Source organism: Streptomyces sp. NPDC056452 (assembly GCF_042796085.1).
Classification (GTDB): domain Bacteria; phylum Actinomycetota; class Actinomycetes; order Streptomycetales; family Streptomycetaceae; genus Streptomyces.
In genome coordinates this window covers 150,485-167,887 of the sequence record NZ_JBHTRI010000012.1, presented here as the reverse complement: position 1 = coordinate 167,887, position 17,403 = coordinate 150,485, and the positions used below count along the sequence as shown (strand labels likewise).

General features: G+C 68.2%; 16 protein-coding genes. 9 read left to right on the top strand and 7 right to left on the bottom strand.

Going from position 1 to position 17,403, the window contains the following annotated elements; translation table 11 throughout:
- Window positions 1-7 precede the first annotated feature (7 nt).
- Complete coding sequence (locus tag ACFQ6X_RS14845; RefSeq protein WP_383181282.1) at window positions 8-556, top strand: GNAT family N-acetyltransferase; 549 nt, start codon at window positions 8-10, stop codon at window positions 554-556.
- A 186-nt stretch (window positions 557-742) separates the two neighbouring features.
- On the top strand, window positions 743-1,066 hold the full coding sequence (locus tag ACFQ6X_RS14840) for a nuclear transport factor 2 family protein (protein ID WP_383181279.1): 324 nt from the start codon (window positions 743-745) through the stop codon (window positions 1,064-1,066).
- A 150-nt stretch (window positions 1,067-1,216) separates the two neighbouring features.
- On the opposite strand, the gene ACFQ6X_RS14835 is transcribed toward ACFQ6X_RS14840, so the two are convergent.
- Complete coding sequence (locus ACFQ6X_RS14835) at window positions 1,217-1,801, bottom strand: DinB family protein (protein ID WP_383181277.1); 585 nt, start codon at window positions 1,799-1,801, stop codon at window positions 1,217-1,219.
- Window positions 1,802-2,079: 278 nt separating this feature from the next.
- Complete coding sequence (locus ACFQ6X_RS14830) at window positions 2,080-2,937, bottom strand: hypothetical protein (protein ID WP_383181274.1); 858 nt, start codon at window positions 2,935-2,937, stop codon at window positions 2,080-2,082.
- A 292-nt stretch (window positions 2,938-3,229) separates the two neighbouring features.
- Between ACFQ6X_RS14830 and ACFQ6X_RS14825 the strand changes: the two genes are divergently transcribed.
- Complete coding sequence (locus tag ACFQ6X_RS14825; RefSeq protein ID WP_383181271.1) at window positions 3,230-3,817, top strand: GNAT family N-acetyltransferase; 588 nt, start codon at window positions 3,230-3,232, stop codon at window positions 3,815-3,817.
- 103 nt (window positions 3,818-3,920) lie between these two features.
- Window positions 3,921-6,146 carry an MMPL family transporter gene (locus tag ACFQ6X_RS14820; RefSeq protein WP_383181268.1) on the top strand — a complete coding sequence of 742 codons (2,226 nt, stop codon included), beginning with the start codon at window positions 3,921-3,923 and terminating at the stop codon, window positions 6,144-6,146.
- A 152-nt stretch (window positions 6,147-6,298) separates the two neighbouring features.
- On the opposite strand, the gene ACFQ6X_RS14815 is transcribed toward ACFQ6X_RS14820, so the two are convergent.
- Window positions 6,299-6,559 carry a hypothetical protein gene (locus ACFQ6X_RS14815; RefSeq protein WP_383181265.1) on the bottom strand — a complete coding sequence of 87 codons (261 nt, stop codon included), beginning with the start codon at window positions 6,557-6,559 and terminating at the stop codon, window positions 6,299-6,301.
- 1,065 nt (window positions 6,560-7,624) lie between these two features.
- Between ACFQ6X_RS14815 and ACFQ6X_RS14810 the strand changes: the two genes are divergently transcribed.
- Window positions 7,625-8,719, top strand: a complete 1,095-nt coding sequence (locus ACFQ6X_RS14810) for a peptidoglycan-binding protein (protein WP_383181262.1) — start codon at window positions 7,625-7,627, stop codon at window positions 8,717-8,719.
- Window positions 8,720-8,893: 174 nt separating this feature from the next.
- Here the strand turns inward: ACFQ6X_RS14810 and ACFQ6X_RS14805 are convergent, their stop codons facing one another.
- Both ACFQ6X_RS14805 and ACFQ6X_RS14800 read right to left on the bottom strand, forming a co-directional pair.
- Complete coding sequence (locus tag ACFQ6X_RS14805; protein ID WP_383181260.1) at window positions 8,894-10,303, bottom strand: lipase family protein; 1,410 nt, start codon at window positions 10,301-10,303, stop codon at window positions 8,894-8,896.
- A 21-nt stretch (window positions 10,304-10,324) separates the two neighbouring features.
- Window positions 10,325-11,923 (bottom strand): GMC oxidoreductase, encoded by a 1,599-nt coding sequence (locus ACFQ6X_RS14800; protein WP_383181257.1) that lies wholly within the window; start codon window positions 11,921-11,923, stop codon window positions 10,325-10,327.
- Between the two features lie 309 nt (window positions 11,924-12,232).
- Between ACFQ6X_RS14800 and ACFQ6X_RS14795 the strand changes: the two genes are divergently transcribed.
- Complete coding sequence (locus tag ACFQ6X_RS14795; protein ID WP_383181254.1) at window positions 12,233-12,847, top strand: TetR family transcriptional regulator; 615 nt, start codon at window positions 12,233-12,235, stop codon at window positions 12,845-12,847.
- A gap of 46 nt (window positions 12,848-12,893) precedes the next feature.
- Here ACFQ6X_RS14795 and ACFQ6X_RS14790 read toward each other — a convergent pair whose 3' ends face one another.
- Window positions 12,894-13,526: an SMI1/KNR4 family protein gene (locus tag ACFQ6X_RS14790; RefSeq protein WP_383181251.1), complete on the bottom strand. Its 633-nt coding sequence runs from the start codon at window positions 13,524-13,526 to the stop codon at window positions 12,894-12,896.
- A 237-nt stretch (window positions 13,527-13,763) separates the two neighbouring features.
- Between ACFQ6X_RS14790 and ACFQ6X_RS14785 the strand changes: the two genes are divergently transcribed.
- Window positions 13,764-14,054: a hypothetical protein gene (locus ACFQ6X_RS14785; RefSeq protein ID WP_383181248.1), complete on the top strand. Its 291-nt coding sequence runs from the start codon at window positions 13,764-13,766 to the stop codon at window positions 14,052-14,054.
- Window positions 14,055-14,176: 122 nt separating this feature from the next.
- The gene (locus ACFQ6X_RS14780; protein WP_383181245.1) at window positions 14,177-15,640 is read left to right on the top strand and encodes a flavin-containing monooxygenase; all 1,464 of its coding nucleotides are present in this window, start codon (window positions 14,177-14,179) and stop codon (window positions 15,638-15,640) included.
- A gap of 101 nt (window positions 15,641-15,741) precedes the next feature.
- Here ACFQ6X_RS14780 and ACFQ6X_RS14775 read toward each other — a convergent pair whose 3' ends face one another.
- A complete protein-coding gene (locus tag ACFQ6X_RS14775) occupies window positions 15,742-16,266 on the bottom strand; it encodes a hypothetical protein (protein ID WP_383181242.1) in 525 nt (174 codons plus the stop codon).
- Between the two features lie 448 nt (window positions 16,267-16,714).
- Here ACFQ6X_RS14775 and ACFQ6X_RS14770 point away from each other — a divergent pair, with 448 nt between their 5' ends.
- On the top strand, window positions 16,715-17,263 hold the full coding sequence (locus tag ACFQ6X_RS14770; protein WP_383181239.1) for a tellurite resistance TerB family protein: 549 nt from the start codon (window positions 16,715-16,717) through the stop codon (window positions 17,261-17,263).
- Window positions 17,264-17,403 lie beyond the last annotated feature (140 nt).

Below are 17,403 nucleotides of genomic sequence, written 5' to 3'. Positions count from 1 at the left end.
GCCCGGCATGACTGGACTCGGACCCGTCGCCTGGCCACCTGCTCCGATAAGAACCGCACGGCTCGTGCTCCGCGAGTCCGAGGCCCGGGACCGTGCGGCGTTCATCGACCTGTTCGCCTCGCAAGAGGTGCACACCTACCTCGGTGGCCCGCGACCGCGCGATGAGCTCGAACGCGCGGTACCGGAGATACCGGGGCGGCGCCACGGCCTTTTCGTGATCGATCTCGACGGAGCGATGATCGGCATGGTCGCGCTCGATCGTCGCGACGCAGAACGTCCGGGGCACATCCGTCCGGAGGCAGGGGAAGCCGAGCTCGGATACACGTTCCTGCCGGAAGCATGGGGATTCGGGTACGCCGCCGAGGCGTGCGCAGCGGCACTCGTGTGGTTCGCCGGTGCACTCCCCGGCGAGCCGGTGGTGCTCTGCACCCAGACCGCCAACGGCCGCTCGATGCGCCTCGCGGCCAAGTTGGGGTTCAGCGAGGTGGAGAGGTTCGAGGAGTACGGCGCCGAACAGTGGTTCGGCGTGTGGCCCTCAGTCACGGCGTCGGGCTGAACGTGGTGCAGGATGCGCCCGAGGGGGTTGGGAACAAGTCGGCCTTCGTAGAAGTCGGCCGGTGCCGGTGAGGCGGTGACACGCGGCGGAGACTCGAATGAGTGAGGGTCGGCGCCCCGGCCCTGTCCACGGTGTTCCCTGGTCACGCACGCGCACCGCGTAGACACGCCCGACCAGGAGGCCCCCGTGATCGACCCGGCCCAGCTGACCGACCCCGCCGTCCGCGCTTTCGTCTCCGCCGTCAACGCCGGGGACAGGGAGGCCTTCGAGGCACTTCTCGCCCCTGGCGCGACCATGTCCGACGACGGCTCGGACCGCAACCTCACTGAGTGGGCGGACAAAGAGATCTTCTCTTCCGGCGGCCACATGGCGGTCGCGTCCGAGTCCGACGGCGGTCACAGCCTGATCGTCGACTATCGAAACGACACCTGGGGCGAGATGCGTACCGCCTGGCGGTTCGATGTGACGACCGACGGCCGCATCAGCCGGTTCGAAACGGGCCAAGCCTGAGAGGGTGTCTCATGCGGCACGTTTCGCGAGCTTCTTGTAGCAGGTCAGGGCGGCCGGCTCCCAGAGTTCATCAGGAACCGGACGCTTCGATGGATCAGCACCCACGACCGGCAGTGGGCCGCGCGAACATCACGTCACGTGAGACAACCTCTAGGCCGTGATCGGTGCGGCCGACCTGGCGGCCTGCTCGATCTTCGCGCAGTAGGCTGCGCGGGCTTCCTCGTCGATCTGCTGCTCGTGTTCGGCGCGCAGCCCGGTCCGGCCGTCGAGGCTCTCGCGCAGGATGTCGGCGTGCCCGGCATGCCGGATGGACTCGCCGAGGACATGGACCATGACGGCGAACAGGTTCGTGCTGGGATAAGGCTCCGGCCACCACGGCACGTGGCCGGGGGCGTCGAGGGGTAGCTCGTTGATCGTCGCGTCCGAGTGTTCCCACGTCCGCCGGTAGAACCCGATGATCTGGTCGCGGGTCTCGTCCTCGGTCGCCCACTGATCGCTGCCGTCGGAGTCCTGCCACCGGGACAGCGGTTCCGGGGAAGGGCGGTCGAAGACCTCTCCGAAGTATCTGGCCTCGACGGTGGCCACGTGTTTGACGAGGCCGAGCAGGTTGGTCCCGGTCGCTGTCAAAGGTCGGCGGGCGTCGTATTCGGACAAGCCGTCGAGTTTCCAGAGCAGCGCCTTGCGGTCCCGCCGCAGTCTCTCGTGCAGGCTGTCCTTGGCGAATTCATCGATCATGCGGCATGAGCCTGCCATGGGCTGCTCGTGGTCTCAAGATCCCGTACGTGCACGCAACGACCGGCAGAGCCGAGGCCTGGCCATGGCCGCCGCCCTGCCCTGCCCTGCTGCAGAAACCTCGCGAAGCTTGCCACGTGGGACAACCTCCAAGAGCCAACAGGTCGGCGAGGCCCCCCGATACCGACGCGAGTGCTCACAGTCCGCCTCCACACCCGTCGAGCCGAAGCCAGGGTTCCGGACGCAGACCTGGCCCGTCGGTATCGGACCCGTACGACGACTCAGGAAGGCCGGAGGGTTCCGTTGCTGGGCGAGGTGCGGGCGAACCAGGTCCGCGTCTCGTCCGCGGTGAGGGTGCGGGTCAGTACGGCCGTGCCCGGGAGATGCGGGAAGAAGCGGTCGGCGTTCCAACTGCGCTCGTACATGGGCTCGTCGAGCACGAGCAGGCGGCGTCCCTCCACCACGGGGATGTCGTCGGGCAGCCCTTCGTTCCAGATTCGCGTGCCGTCCGGGGCGAGGAGTTCGAAGGTCCCGGTCGCAACGGTCTCGGTCCGTCCCCGGGCGGGCTCGGGGTCCGTGGCCAGACGAACGCTCTCCGCCGAAGGCGTCGTGCCGGGCACGTGTCCGCCGCCCACGAGGACATGGGCGAGCAGCGTGTGCAGCTGGAAGTTGTCCCCGATGCCGCCGATGCGCACCTCGAACCCCCTCCCGGTCGGCCCGTGCAGCACCAGGAGGGGCTCGTCGTCCAGAACCGCCAGCGCGTAGGACAGGCACTTGAGGTCGTGCCGCTCCAGGGCCTCCACGTCGCGGCAGTCCGGAAGGATCGCGGATGCGTACCGATGGCGCACCTCAGCGCTGCGGCACAGCACGGCCAGCGCGGGAGGCTGCCACTCCTCGGCCGAGCACCAGGCCAGCGCCAGCCGCGTGGCCTCGTGCGCGTCGCCGCCCAGGCGAGCCAGCAGCGCGTCGTCGATGATCTTCTGGTCCGGCTCCGGCAGTTCATCCTCGGCCCCGCCTCCGGCGGTCCAACGGCGGGCGAACTCCAGGGCGTCGAGCAGGTCCTTGTGAACGGCGCTGAGGATCGGCTCCGCGCACGCCGCCGGATCGGCCCCGCGCTCGACGCAGAATCCGGCAGCCATCGCAAGCGTCGGCCGCGGTCCTGTGGGCGGGAAGGAGGGAATCAGCGCCGCCAATCGAGGCCCGGCCGGCATCAGTTCAGCATCCGACGCCGACTGCGCAGCGCTCATCATGGCAGTAAAGGCACGGCCGGTACGGTCACCGTCGCGAGCGGCAACCGCATCCTCCAGCTCGGACACGGCGGCTGCGAGGCGCGCGCCCTTCTGCTTTCTCCTGAAGATCACCGGCACACCCTAATGTCGAAAGCGGCCGATGAGAACGGTCGGGTGCTCGGGGCTGGTCCAGAATGCTCGGATGGTCACGCTCAAGACTTCCCGCCTGCTCCTGCGCCGCTGGCGCGCGCAGGATGTTGCCCCCTTGGCCACCGTCAACGCTGACCCCGACGTCATGCGGTGGATCGGTGACGGCAGCGTCCGTGACGAACAGCAGACCCGCAGCGGGGTCGAAGCAATGGAGCGAGAGTGGGAAGTAGAGGGCTTCGGCCTGTTCGCCGTGGAGATCCGCTCCACCCGCGAGCTGGCCGGGTTCACCGGCCTTTCGGTTCCTGACTTCCTGCCGGAAGTGCTGCCGGCGGTCGAGGTCGGCTGGCGGCTGGGGCGGGCCCACTGGGGACAGGGCCTCGCCACCGAGGCCGCCGCGGCAGCGGTTCGGTTCGGGTTCGAGGACTGCGCGCTGAAACGGATCATCAGCATCGCCCAGGTGGGCAACGATGCGTCCGAACGCGTCATGGCCAAGCTGGGGATGCAACCGTTTCACGAGACCGTCGATCCAACGTGCAGGCGACGAGTACGCGTCTTCGAGCTGACGTCGGACAGATACCGCGAACAGGGTGAAGGCGGATTTCCCACCGGCTCGAGCCGCCCGGACCGGCACCGGGGGTAGGGCTAACCACAGGTAGAGCCGGTTGCGGGCACCAGTGCCCTCGCGGCCCCGGCCGAGGAAGGTGATCAAGCAAGAAAATCACTGATCCTGGGAAGGGACCCGCGTGCGCAGCGAGCGACAGCCGATCACGGTCCGAACGGCCCGGTGGTTCGCCACCCATCCCTGGCGGGCGATCGTGGGATGGGTGCTCTTCGTGGCCCTGTGCCTCGGTGCGGGCATGGCTGTGGGTACCAACAAGGGGACGTTCGAGGACTTCTGGGTCGGCGAGGCAGGGCGGGCCGAGGCAATGGCCGCGCGGAGTGGTCTCACACCCGCCCCCGAGGAGCAGGTACTCATCACAGCTCCGGCCGAGGGCGGCCGCCTCGACGAATCCGCCGCTCTCACCGCAGCGGGTGAGATCCGGCAGCGGATGGCCTCCCTGCCGTCCGTCGTACGGGTCGCCGATCCGCTGTGGGCCGGCGACGGTGGCGCGCTGCGGGTGGCCATCACCCTCCGCGGGGACAAGGAGACCGCGAAGGACGACGTCGAGGCTCTCCTCGAACAGACAGAGGCGGTGCAGGGGGCGCACAAGGAGCTGCGGATCGAGCAGACCGGCAGCGCGTCGATATCGACTGCGGTCAACGACAAGATGGGCCAGGACCTCCAGCGGACCGAGGCCATCAGTCTGCCCGTCACCTTCCTCATCCTGTTCGTCGTCTTCGGCGCAGTGCTGGCCGCCGGGATTCCGGTCGTGCTCGCCCTGACCGCTTTCGCGGGAGCCGTCGGTCTGTACAGTCTGGCGTCCTGGGTGTTCCCGGACGCGGGCGGCGCGGCGATCAGCGTGATCTTCATGCTGGGCATGGCCGTCGGCGTCGACTACTCGCTCTTCTATCTCAAACGGGCCCGCGAGGAGCGCGAACGGTCGGGCGGAAGGCTCAGCCATGTGGCTGCGGTCGAGGTGGCCGCGGCCACCTCGGGTCGGGCCGTCGTGGACTCCGGGCTCGCCGTGGTTCTCGCGCTCGGTGGTCTCTACCTGGTGGACGACGTGATCTTCTCGTCCATCGCCACCGGCGCGATCCTGGTGACGCTGGTCGCGGTGGCCGGCTCCCTGACCGTACTGCCCGCTCTGCTCGCCAGGCTGGGCCACCGCATGGACGGACGGCGGAGCCGGCGCGCGCCGGACATGGACCGGGACGGGAGCAACGGCAAGGGCAGGACCGGGGACGGAAACAAGGCGTGGACCGCCCTCCTCGGACCGGTGGTTCGCCGCCCGCTGGCCGCCCTGCTCCTCGGCACCGCAGCAACAGCAGCGCTCGCCCTGCCCGCACTGAACATGGAGCTCGGGACGGAGGGCAAGGAGACCTTCCCCGACAGTCTGGTGGCGGTGTCCACGTACGACCGGCTGACGGCCGCGTACCCGTCCCAAGGGCCCGCGCACCTCGTCCTGGTGCGGGCCGACGACCCTGCTGCCCTGCTGCGGGCACTCGCCGAACGGACCAGGGGCGACGGGCTCTTCGCCCAGGACGGAAAGCCGGAACTGACCGTGGCCGAGGACGGGCGTACGGCCATGCTGAAGGTTCCCGTTCCGTTCGCCCAGAACTCGGCGGAGGCGACGCGCTCCTTGGAGCGGCTGCGTACGGAGTTGATACCGGACACCGTGGGCAAGGCGGCAACGGGTGTGGAGGTCGCGGTCTCCGGTGAGATCGCCGGCGGGGTGGACTACGCGGCGCACCAGGAGGACCGGCTGCCCTGGGTGATCGTCTTCGTTTCGCTGACCACCCTCGCCATCATGTTCGCCGCGTTCCGCTCCGTTGTCCTGGCGGTCCTGGGCGTGCTGCTCAACCTGGCTACGGTGACGGTCTCCTGGGGTGTACTGACCCTGGTTTTCCAAGGGACCTGGGCCGAGAGTGCGCTCGGGTTCGAATCCCTCGGCTTCGTCGGATCGCGAACGCCCCTCATGGTGTTCGCGATCCTGGTGGGGCTCTCCACCGACTACCAGATCTTCGTGGTGAGCAGGATCCGGGAGGCCGTACGCAAGGGGGTGCCCACCCGGCAGGCCGTGGTCGAGGGCATTGCGGGATCCGCGAGTGTGGTCACCAGCGCGGCCGTCATCATGGTCTCGGTCTTCCTCAGCTTCCTCTTCATCGACCGGATCGAGATGAAGCAGATCGCGGTCGGCCTCACCGTCGCGGTGCTCTTCGACGCGGTGGTGCTGCGTGCGCTGGTCCTGCCGTCCGTGCTGGCGCTGCTCGGCGACCGCTCCTGGTGGCCGGAGCGGCCTGCGGCCGATCAGGAGTCCTTGGCAGACGGGCCGACACCTCGACCGCTGCCTGGTGCTGCTGCGACCTGAAGCGATCACTCGATTGGTATCGACGGAATCACCGCTTCCGCTCAGGCGTCGTAGCTTCGGCCCCGCGCGTATCGAAGGAGACCGGGCCGACAGGGCGTGCTCCCGCACGTGTGCGGTGGCCTTCGGGCCCCGCCCTGCCGGCTCTTGTCGTTTCAGATGAGGGCGGCGTGGATGCTCACGAGAGCTTCCTCGAGCGTGTCGGCAGTGTTCTCGTGGCCGGAGAATCCGTCGTCCTCGACGGGGTCGATGCTCCAGCCCCAGCCGCTCTCCGTATGGCCGTCGATCGTCGCCGCGTGGTCGCCCTTGGTGATGGTGATCGACAGGTTCCCGGCGGGGAAGGTCTCGATGTCGATGCCGGCGACGTCGCCGAGGGCGTGCTGGATGGCGGCGCGGGCTTCTTGCTCGGTGATCACGGGCTGCTCCTGAATGGTGAGAACGGCTGGGCGGCCGTCGGGGTCGGGGTCGGGGTCGGGGTCGGGGTCGGGGTCGGGGTCGGGGTCGGGGTCGGTGAGAATGTGCCGGCCCGGGTTGGGGGCGGGTGGTGCCTGCGCAGCGTGTCGCCTCAGTGCGGGACCACTCGCGCGAGCGGCATCCTGAGATCATGCGGGTGATCAGGGATCACATCGCGGAGAGACGCGCAAAGTCCGTCCATCCGGGAGATCGGCGAATGTGTCCGCCTCTCAACCAGCGGGTCGGTCGCCGACCGGCTGGGGGTGGTTCCGGATGCCCCGCCCGAACGAGAGCCGGTCCCCTTCGTAACGGAGATCGGGCTACTTATCTTCGCTGCCGACCCGTCGGAGGTCCGCGTTCGGCCGTGCCCGCACATTCGACTCACTGGGCAGCGAACGGGCCGAGCTGGGCCCACGCCGCTCGTTGAGCTTCTCCCTGCCCGACACCATTTGCAACACGGCGGATCGCCATTCATCCGCACCCGATTCGACGACCTGCCCGCTGACACGTCGCGGCATGAACAGCCCGGGTAGGGGTGCGCAGGCAGGCACAGGGTGGTGCGCGCACTCGCGGCGAATCGGACGGCACGCCGCACCGACACCCGCACCTGGGGTGCGGGGCTCGCCACCGGCGGTTCCGCGATTGTCAGCCCTATCGAGCACCCATCAACTCACCTAGGGAAAAACGCATTTGATGCACCCGCCCACCCGCACCTTGCCAGCCGGCCGCCCCACGTCCCTGGCAAGGGATACGGACCGGACACCTCGGCCGCACAGTTCCACGCAAGGGACGTGCCGACTTCGGAGGAACGATCGGCTGTGACGAGAACGGTCGCACATCCCGAACATTGTCGAGGTCACGTCACCGGCTGATGCGGCTTCCACACGGCTCTGGGCCCGGGCAGCAAACTTTGCCATGGTAATGACCCGTCAGGTGTCGCAGGCGACAGCCGACGTACGAGAAGCACGCCAGGCCCTGATCGGCCCACTCGGGTCGGCGTGCCACAACAGGAGAAATACGGGGGAATCATGTCTCTTAGCAGCCGACTCACACGCCGGGCACAGGTCACTCTCATAGGGGTCGCCGCCGGAGGTGTCGCGGTCGCAATCGCCGTCGTACCGTCGCTCGCCGACAGCGGCCCCGCGGAGCCGACGACGGCCGCCGCCCAGGAAACCGCCGACTACGGGCCCGAACCCGAGGCCGACAGCAAGCTCGTCACCCAGGTCGGCGAGATGTCGACCATGGCCACGGCCACGCTCTCGCGCGACACGATGATCAACCGGGCCCGCACCTGGCTCACCGCCAACAACGGCGGACCGGTCCCCTACAACATGGAGCGCAATTGGAAGGACGGTTACCGCCAGGACTGCTCCGGCTATGTCTCCATGACGCTCGGGCTGGGGAAGCCCGGCTTGAACACCGTCGGGCTGGCCGACTCGCGAAACGGCGTCACCACGCGGCTCAGCAGCACGAGTCAGCTCCAGAAGGGTGACCTGCTCATCGACTACAGCACCACTGACGGCGACTTCCGTCATGTGGTGATCTTCGAGAAGTGGGCCAACACGTCGCACAGCGCCTACTGGGCGTACGAACAGCGCGGTACGTACGGTACGACCCACCGGCAGCTCACGTACGGAATCGGCAGCGACAACTACGACCCCTTCCGCCCGGTCAAGCTGGGTGGGGGCGGAGGCGGTGGGCAACTGCCGTCCCCGGGTGTCTCCTGGCCGATCCTCCAGAGCGGTTCCAAGGGCGCGGACGTGCGGTCCGCCCAGCAGTTGCTGACCGCGCGGGGCTACACGGTCGAGTCCGACGGCATCTTCGGCGCGAAGACCCGCTCCGCGGTGATCAAGTTCCAGACGTCCCGGTCCCTGGCCGCTGATGGCGTCATCGGCCCGAACACGTGGTCCAAGCTGATCAGTACGGTGCAGTACGGCACGTCCGGCCAGGCGGTGAAGGCCGCCCAGACACAGCTGAACGTCTATGGCTACGGCCTCACCGTCGACGGCGGGTTCGGCTCGAAGACGAAGTCGGCAGCCCTCGCCTTCCAGAAGAACCACCGCTTGCAGGTCGACGGCGTCGTCGGCCCGGAGACGTGGCGCGCCCTGCTCGGCACCCGCTGACCCGAGCGCTCCCGGCGGCCGAACGGATGGTTCCTCCCTCTGCGCCTGCAGCGGGAAGGAACCATCCGCCCTGGCATGGACGACGGCCCGGGTTTGCCGTTGTATGCCGGACTCAGTGCGGGCGCGTCCACCGGGACGACGTTCCGGTGGACGCGGTGGCAGCTGGTGGAGGGGTCAGAGCTGGATGGGCATCGTCCAGCAGTTGGAGTTGGCCGTCTTCCCGGAGAGGCGGTCGGTCAGCCAGGAGATCGCGTCGCCCTGGTCGGTGATGAGCGGTACAAGGTGGTTGGTGAGGATCTTGTCGCCGAGGTTCGGCAGGATGATGGCGTCGTAGGTGACGTTGGCGCCCTTGTTGCACCAGTCGAGGGCGAGCTGCCGGACCTGGCCGTGGGGAACGATGTCGTCCTGGATGCCGGTGGCCAGGCGTACCGGTCCGGACGGCTTGAGCGTGCCGATGCGCTGCTTGTCCAGGGCGGCCTTCGCGCGGGGTTCGGCGGCGATGATGTCCCCCATGGACTTGCCAGTGGTAGTCCACTTGCTGCTCTTGGTGAAGCCGTAGCCGAACAGCGCGTCGCCGACGCACATGGTCGATGCGTCCGCGAGGGCGGCCTTTCCGGTGGCGCTGATGTTCGCGTCGACGACCGCGCGCAGGTCGGGGTCGGCCTGGGCGAAGCCGCTGATCGACCAGGCCAGCGCACCGGCGAGCGCGCTGCCGTCGATGCCCTTCATGACCGAGGTGAGATCCGCAGGGGGTGCGCCGGCGTAGGTTCCGGCGAGCGGGACGTCGGGCGCGTAGGAGGGCTGGAGTTCCGCGGCGGCGGCGCTGGCACCGCCGCCCTGGCTGTAGCCGTACAGGCCGGTCCTGGAAGCCGGGGTGATCGATGCGCCGGGTACGGCGCGGGCTGCACGGGCTGCGTCGAGCAGGGCGTGGGCCTGGTCGAGGCGGTTGACGTAGGTGTGCAGGCGGTCGGTGGCGCCGAGGCCGACATAGTCGGTGACGACGACTGCCGCCCCGGTGGAAAGGAGACGGTAGATCGCCAGGGCCTCGTAGCCCACGGACACGGTGTCGCCGTTGAGGGTGAGCGGGTTCTGCAGGGCGAAGGACGGGGCGCACTGGTCGCCCTGGCCCATGGTGCCCGAGGCCACCGCGACCAGGGGACGCGGGCCGGTTCCCTTCCAGGCCGCCGAGGGCTCGATGTACGCACCGGTCACGGCGACGGGCAGCCCGGCCGAGTCGGTGGACTTGTACATGAGACGGGTCGCGGTGCCCGGCATGGCGCGGCCGTCCAGGCCGGGGATGCTCAGTCCGAGCGGCATGGCCTCTGTGCGGATCAAGGCACCGTTGGCGGAGGGGAGTTCGGTCGGCGGGGTGTAGAAGGCGGGGATGGTGACCCCGCGGGAGACGACGGGTTCCGGTGCGGCGGCGGAGGCCGGTACCGCTGTCAGGCCGGCGCAGACGGTGCCGGCGGCGACAACGCCGGCCAGGAGGCGCAGTCCGGCCTTGTCGCCACGGCCGGTCGCCGGGGTGGGGGCGGCGGGGGCGGGGAGGAGGGCGGAACGGGAACGGGTTCTCTTGCGGCTCATGGTGTGCTCCTCGCTCTTCGGTCAGATGATCGTGTCGATGTCGTGCGCGGTGATCGCGTCCATGGCCCGTTCGGCCACGGCGGCGATGGTCATGGAGGGGTTGCAGGCGCCGGTCGTACCGGGGATCAGGGCGCCGTCGAGGACGTAGAGACCGCGCTGTCCCAGAACGCGGCCTTCGAGGTCGCAGACGGTGCCCATCGGGGCACCGCCCAGCGGGTGCCAGGTGCTGTTGACCAGGGCGTTGGTGTCCGTGAGGACGCCGAGGCCCTTGGACACCCTGGTCACGCGCCGATGGATGGTGCGGTGGCTGGCGGCGTCGCCGCCCAAGGGCCAGTGCAGCGACACGGAGTCGGTGGAAGCGTTGTAGCGGAACCGGCCGCGGTCGGCGCTCACCCCGAAGCCGACCAGCATGGTCGTCCGTGCGTCGATACCGAGCGGCGGGAGCGACGCCTGGATGATCGTGTTCGCCGTCCCGGGGTCGTCCCACTCCTTGCTGCCGTAGACGACCGGACCTCCCTGCTCGGCTCCGAAGTCCTCCTGGAGATTCGTCCAGGCGTAGATACGGTCGCCGTTGGTTCCCCACCCTTCGCCGAGGCCTTCGGGCAGATCAGGGATGGCGCCGGTGGCCCCGGCGCGGACCAGGAGTTTGCTGGTGTTGAGGCTGCCGGCCGCCATGACGAGGGCTCGCGTGGAGAGGATCTTCTGCTCCAGCACGGTTCCCGCGTCGTCGGTGCGGTCGACATGCACTTCCCACCGGCCGTCTGCCGCCCGCGCCACGGAGGTGACGTTGTGGTGCGTTTCGACGGTCACCTTCCCGGTCGCTTCGGCCTGTCGGAGGTAGGTCACGTCGACGGAGTGCTTGCCGCCGTTGTTGACGCCGAGCGCGCAGTCGCCGTTCGTGTAGGACGGCTGCATCTCGCCGCGCAGCTCGGCCAGGGCGTAGTCCCAGTCGATCGGCATGGGAATCTTCTCCACGCCGTACCCCGCCCGGCGGACCCGTTCGGCGAAGACCCGCGCCGCGTAGTAGTGGGGTGAGCCGACCAGTGCGTCGGGCGCGGTCGCCGCCCGGAGCATGCCCGCGACCCGCGGGTAGTGGATCTCGTTCATTCGCCGGAAGTCGAGCGCCTGGGGCAGCCAGGTGTTGAAGACAGCCTCGGAAGGCTGCAACGTCATTCCCTGGTAGACGAGGGATCCACCGCCCACCCCGGCAGCACAGACGCCCAGGATGTTCTGCCCGAGTATCGGCTCCAGGAGACCCACGTAGGGCGCGAAGTCCAGTGGTGCGCCGATCAGTTGCGCGAGCGGACGGACGGCCGCCGGGAGAGCTCCGTACCAGAGCGCACGCTTGTCGAGGCCGGACACCCGAGGGAAGGTCTCCGCGTTCGGCCCGGTGGGCCATCGCCGTCCGCGCTCCAGCACGGTCACCGGTACGCCGGCCTGAGCCAGCCGCAGCGCGGTCACGCCACCACCGAAGCCCGAACCGATGATGACCGCCCGGTGCTCCTCCCTGGCAAGTCTCACCCTGGCCGGAGCAGCCGCTGCGGGGGTTGGCGACAGGAAGCTCGCGGCTGCGAGTCCGGCAGCACCGGTGAGCAGGGCGCGTCTGCTGGCAGTGGGCATGAGCGGCTCCTTGTGTGTGGGGGGGGGCAGGTTGGTGCCGTCAGAACGATGTGGCCGACCGAGCTGCCGGGGCGGGCCGATCCTTAGCGGTCGACGACGCCTGAACGCTTCAAAGCAGCCTGTGCATGACAAGTCCCGCGCAAAACAGCACAGTTACTCGCTGGTCACTTACGGCAGCGTAGGTCTGGGTGTCACTCAGTGACAAGACGTCTGCGTACGCCACTTTTGAAGGGCTCGCTATGCTGCGGTGCTGGGACGAGAGCCGGGGGTGCGAGGGTGCACGAAGCGCCATCAGCGGTACGTGGGCAGATGATTGGGGCAGACGTCAGGCCGTCGCTCGCCGAACGACGCAAGGCCGCTCTCCGCGTCGAGATCGCCGCCGTGGCCGTCCGCCTGTTCGCCTCACACGGCGTCACCGGCACGACGGGCGAGCAGATCGCCAGGGCCGTCGGCATCTCCTCCCGCACCCTGTGGCGCCACTTCCCGACCAAGGAGAGTTGCGTACTGCCACTTCTCTCCGCAGGGCTCGAGTTCGCCATCGAACAACTGCGCCAGTGGCCGGCGGACATGGGCCTGCTGGACTTCGTCACGCGCTCCCTGCGCAGCGGCGAACTGCCCGACGTGGCCCCCGCCATCCTCGACCTGATCCGCATGACGTCCACCGACCCGGCCCTGCGCGCCGTCTGGCTCCAGGCCCACGACGACGCCCTGCCCGTCCTCGGCCAACTCCTCGCCGACCGGTCCGGCGTCAGCGCGGACGACCTACGGATCCGAGTGCACGCGGCAACCTTCAACGGCGCACTCCGGGCCGCCTCGGAGGACTTCGCCCGCCAGTACGCGGAGGAACCCGGGGCATCCGGCAGCGAAATCGCCACGTGCCTCCTCGCCGCCCTGCGCGCGGCGTCGGAGGGGCTCCCCTACTGACGACCCACCCCTGCGTCGACTCGACGTGGCCGGCGCCGGCCCGCGGTTAGGGCAGCCCGATCGGGGCGGCCTTCAGTGGGAGACCATTCAGTTCACCACAGCCCTCTTCGTCCCACCACATCCCACCTTGCGTGGTGAGGTAGGGGTGCAGCCCCCGGACGTCTCCACCTTCATGAAGCGCTTGCGCGACCGTGTGGAGAAGGCTGGCCAGATCAGGCCAGGAATCGGTGAAGTCGCCACCACCGCTGTGACCTGCCCAGCCGAGACGCCCCTCTTCAGGGCCAGGACGTTGGTCGATGACCTGCGCCGCGCCATCCGCACTCTCAGCCCAGGGAACCCAGAGAGGGTGCCACCAGGGATCATCTTCCCAAGCGCAAGGGGTCAGGCCGTCGTTCTCCGCCGCGACGTCCATGCAGGTCTGCCAATGGTCAACGATCCCGCTCACTGCGAGCGGGGACTGCTCCGGCAGGACGGTCGCCCAAGCACTCACGCCGTTGTGGCACTGCAGGGACGCAGCGAGATCACTGGGCAGTCGGGCGCCGAGGATACGTTCCGCGTGTCGAATCTCGTCCGGCGTCGCCGGCGGATTGAGAAGCGCGAAATCGGAGGCAACGTGCGTCGCCAGCCAGGCGTCGATCAGGCGCCAGGACTCCGACGGGGGCAAGATCTGCTGTGCCATGGCGCCATCCTGCCCCACACCTCCGACAACGCGGATCGAGGCCTCTCCTGCCACCGGACTGGGCCACCTGGAACCGTCGGCGTCGGACCGCCACCGTCTGCAGGGAACGAGCGCACTCGGGGCATCCGCACCCCCGACCGACGGGCGTGCCTCGCAGGGCAGCGAACTGCCGCACAGCTCATACAATCCTTCACCGGCGGAGAATTCTTGACCTCACCAAACCCGGAAAGGGACAAAATGGGAGAGAATGCCGAACAGAGGAAGGCGAGAGAAGATCGTTATCTGGAAATAGCGCACGACATGGAGTGGGGTATCCGGTACAACGACTGGCTTGACGGGACTCCCTATGGTGCACCGATCTTCACCGAAGAGGAGACGAGGGACCTCTTCCCTGACATGACGTCCGGTGAATACTTCGCGGCATTGCGCCATCTTCAAAGTATTCACCTGATCGCGCAAAATAATCAGGGCGAGTTTCGCATAATTCATAACCCCCACCCCGATGTTGACAAGAAAGAGATCTGCTGAATTGGTTGCTCAGCAGGTCAGGTGACCTCTTCATCGATCGGAGGGCGCCCTGGGCACGGAGGTCCGCAGCCGGGATGATGAGCGAGCTGGACACGGCGATCGCCCATGGGGAGTGACAGCGGATGAGAGCGTGTGTGGTCGGGGCCGGCCCCGGAGGAATCGTCACCGCCAAGGTGCTGCTGGAGAACGGCTTCGACGTCACCGTCTTCGACAAGTACCGCCAGGTAGGCGGGATCTGGTCATCAGAGGGCTGCTACGACGGGCTGGCCAACCAGTCCGCGCTCCGCCTCTTCGAGTTCGCGGACCTGCCCAACCGCTTGCACTTCGCCGGCGCGGTGGACACGCAACGCTACCTGGAGAACTACGCCGAGACCTTCGGTGTACTGGACCGTGTCCGGCCCGGGACAGAGGTGATCTCCATCCGGCCGGTGGAGGGGCCCGGGCGCGTGGGTGCGTCCGGCTGGTTCGTCGACTCCCGGCCCGCCGGGGGCAACACGGCGGACCTTCATCGCGAGACATTCGACTATGTCGTTGTCGCCAGTGGAGCTCATCACCATCCCCAACTGCCCGAGCTGCCCGGGCGTGACCTGTTCCGTGGGACCGTGCTTCACTCCAACGAGGTGCGGGCCGGGACATTCACCGGCAGGCGCGTGGTCGTCGTGGGCGGCGGAAAGTCCGCATTGGACCTGGTCACCCGTGCCGCACCCGAGGCCGCCTCGGCCACGATCGTGCAGCGCAAGGTCAACTGGATGATCCCCGAGCGGCTTCTTCTCGGTCTGGTCGGCTACAAGTGGATCCTGTTCACCCGGCTCGGTGAGGCGCTCCTGCCCCGCTACCACGATCCGGCCTGTGTCCCGCCGATCGACCGCATCGACGAGCGGGTCAAGCGGGCCCTGTGGTGGCTCATCACCCGCGACATGCTGCTTTCCACCGGGCTGTACCGGCTGCCGAGGCAACTGAGGCCCGCTCACGCTCTCCCCTTCCATCTGGCCCACGCGGGAGTGATGCCACGCGGCTACGTGCGGGCGGTTCGCCGAGGTCTGATCGCCTCCAAGGTCAGTGCCGTCGAGGCGTATACCGACAACGGGCTCCGCCTGGCGACCGGCGAGGAGGTGGCCGCGGATGTCATCGTGTTCGCCACGGGGCACCACAAATCATTCCCGTTCCTGGACCCGCACGTGCGCGTGCACGATTCCGACGGGCGGCTACGTCTCTACCGAGGCATCGTGCCACTCGGAGCCGACCGGCTGGGGTTCGTCGGCTTCCGGCAGGTCTTCAACAACATCATGGGCGTGGAACTCACCGCGCACTGGCTGACCGGTTATTTCCGGGATGCGCTGCGCACCACCCCGGGCGAGCACGAGATGCGGGAGGAAACCGAAGCTCGCCTGGCCTGGCAGGAGCAGGTGCTGCCGGGCTCCGGCGGCTACGATTTCGGCCCTTACGACATCCACTGTGCGGATGAACTCCTGCACGACATGGGGTTGCCGTCCCGCCGCGCCGGCAACCTGTTGGCCGAGTACCTGCTTCCGGGCGGAGTGGCACACCGTTACGCGGGCCTGAACGCCTCGAGCTCGGCGACATAGCCGGACGTCACCCAGCACCTTCCGAACGGTCTGAGGGCATCGCGCAAGGCCTTGACTGCCCCTGGCAGCTCCAACGACGGACCCGTCCCATCCCCGGTCGGCTAATGTCCGGGCCTGTCCACGTTCCACTTCCGAGGTAGATCCGCCTCGCAGAAAACGCAGACGAAGTCTTCCTCCCGCACGATGTTGAGCTGGCAACAGGCGAGGCAGCGCCGAAAAACCACCTCGTGGGTGAACCCGGACGGGTGTCCGATTCCGGCTGAGTCCAGCGCGTACGCGACGGCCGGCCACGAGCTGATGTCCGGGCAGTATCCGGTCGACTGGTTACTGACCTCAGCGACCACCCACTGTCCGGACTCGTCGCCCACACTCATCTCGCCGGCACCCAGAACCGTTCCACCACCAGCACACACCACGTGCTCGCTCCGACGCGGGGCAACCCGCAGCACACCAGCGGCATCGATAACGAAGGTGAAAGGCTCGGCCAGTTCCTCGAGTGTCAGAGCCGAAGCCCAGTCGTCGAAGTCTGATGCCGAGCGAATGCGCCGGCCCTCGCCCCCTGGTCGGACCAGAGCCCTCACATCAACCGGCCCCACGTACCGATACTGCCGCCCCCGCACGCTCATGCCGGTCAACCTAACCTCGCCCGAGGCCAGAGCCCGGAGAATTACGTGAGATCAGCAACGGGGAATTTCGCGGGGGCCCACACCAGCAGATGAAGCTGGAACAAGGGACCTGGGCTACAGCTGTAGGTCCGAGAGCACGAGGAGCCGAAGATGCTGGTGTCCTCGTACGCCGCGAAGAACCGCCGCCTTCTGGCCGCCCTCACCGACCGCCACGGGACCACACAACTGGTCAAACATGGTCTCCGGGCAGCTCTTCGGCGACCCCCTGGCCACCGCCATCGGCATCCCCCTCTGGGTGGCCTGCACCTCGCGGGCGGCTCAGCCCCATCCGGGTTGAGGCGACAGGCCAGCGCATTTTGCGGAACCTTTGCCTGGAGACAGCCGTTGGTCCGGTGTACGCGCGAGCGGATTCGCGACCGATGACTCAGGGAATACCGAGGTGACGTCCATGGCTATGTGGGACCGACTCAAGGACCAGGCCAAGACTCTGCAGCAGGCCCAGGGCAGCCGCGGGACAACACACGGACCGAGCCGCGGCGCCGGGTCCGGCGGTGGTCCGCGCGCCCAGTTGGTGAGTGCGCTGAAGACGCAGCTCGGTTCCCTCAAGACCGAGCTGAAGAGTGGCGCGTACCGGGACGCGAGCATGGCCATGTGTGCACTCGTCGCCGCCGCGGACGGGCGTGTGGACCCGGCCGAGCGACAGCACGTCGAGTCGATGATCCTCAGCAATGACGTACTGCAGAACTTCCCTCCGGAGCAGTTGCGCCAGCGCTTCAACAAGCATGCGGACCAGCTGACCCACAACTTCCAGCAGGGCAAGGCCGAGGCGATGCAGGACATCGCCAAGACCGCGAAGAAGCCGACCGAAGCGAGGGCGGTGATCCAGACCGGCATCGTCATCGCCGGGGCTGACGGAGATTTCTCCCATGCCGAGCACATGATCATCCGAGAGGCCTGCGCAGCGCTGGGACTGTCTCCCGCCGAGTTCCAGCTCTGAGACACCCCTCACGGCCGCTGGCTTGGCTCTGGCACCGGGTGCAATCGGGGAGTTGAGCGTCAGACAGCTCGGTCAGCATGGTTGTGGCGGGCGAGCCGGGGCGTCCGGGAGCGTTCCGGGCATCACCTCGGTCCCAGTCC

Bases quoted from the DNA above. Each gene is read 5' to 3' on its own strand.
- ACFQ6X_RS14785 (WP_383181248.1), top strand. From the start codon at position 13,764: ATGGGAGAGAATGCCGAACAGAGGAAGGCGAGAGAAGATCGTTATCTG.
- ACFQ6X_RS14775 (WP_383181242.1), bottom strand. From the start codon at position 16,266: ATGAGCGTGCGGGGGCGGCAGTATCGGTACGTGGGGCCGGTTGATGTG.
- ACFQ6X_RS14770 (WP_383181239.1), top strand. From the start codon at position 16,715: ATGGCTATGTGGGACCGACTCAAGGACCAGGCCAAGACTCTGCAGCAG.
- ACFQ6X_RS14810 (WP_383181262.1), top strand. From the start codon at position 7,625: ATGTCTCTTAGCAGCCGACTCACACGCCGGGCACAGGTCACTCTCATA.
- ACFQ6X_RS14805 (WP_383181260.1), bottom strand. From the start codon at position 10,303: ATGAGCCGCAAGAGAACCCGTTCCCGTTCCGCCCTCCTCCCCGCCCCC.
- ACFQ6X_RS14845 (WP_383181282.1), top strand. From the start codon at position 8: ATGACTGGACTCGGACCCGTCGCCTGGCCACCTGCTCCGATAAGAACC.
- ACFQ6X_RS14835 (WP_383181277.1), bottom strand. From the start codon at position 1,801: ATGATCGATGAATTCGCCAAGGACAGCCTGCACGAGAGACTGCGGCGG.
- ACFQ6X_RS14795 (WP_383181254.1), top strand. From the start codon at position 12,233: ATGATTGGGGCAGACGTCAGGCCGTCGCTCGCCGAACGACGCAAGGCC.
- ACFQ6X_RS14790 (WP_383181251.1), bottom strand. From the start codon at position 13,526: ATGGCACAGCAGATCTTGCCCCCGTCGGAGTCCTGGCGCCTGATCGAC.
- ACFQ6X_RS14825 (WP_383181271.1), top strand. From the start codon at position 3,230: ATGGTCACGCTCAAGACTTCCCGCCTGCTCCTGCGCCGCTGGCGCGCG.
- ACFQ6X_RS14800 (WP_383181257.1), bottom strand. From the start codon at position 11,923: ATGCCCACTGCCAGCAGACGCGCCCTGCTCACCGGTGCTGCCGGACTC.
- ACFQ6X_RS14830 (WP_383181274.1), bottom strand. From the start codon at position 2,937: ATGGCTGCCGGATTCTGCGTCGAGCGCGGGGCCGATCCGGCGGCGTGC.
- ACFQ6X_RS14780 (WP_383181245.1), top strand. From the start codon at position 14,177: ATGAGAGCGTGTGTGGTCGGGGCCGGCCCCGGAGGAATCGTCACCGCC.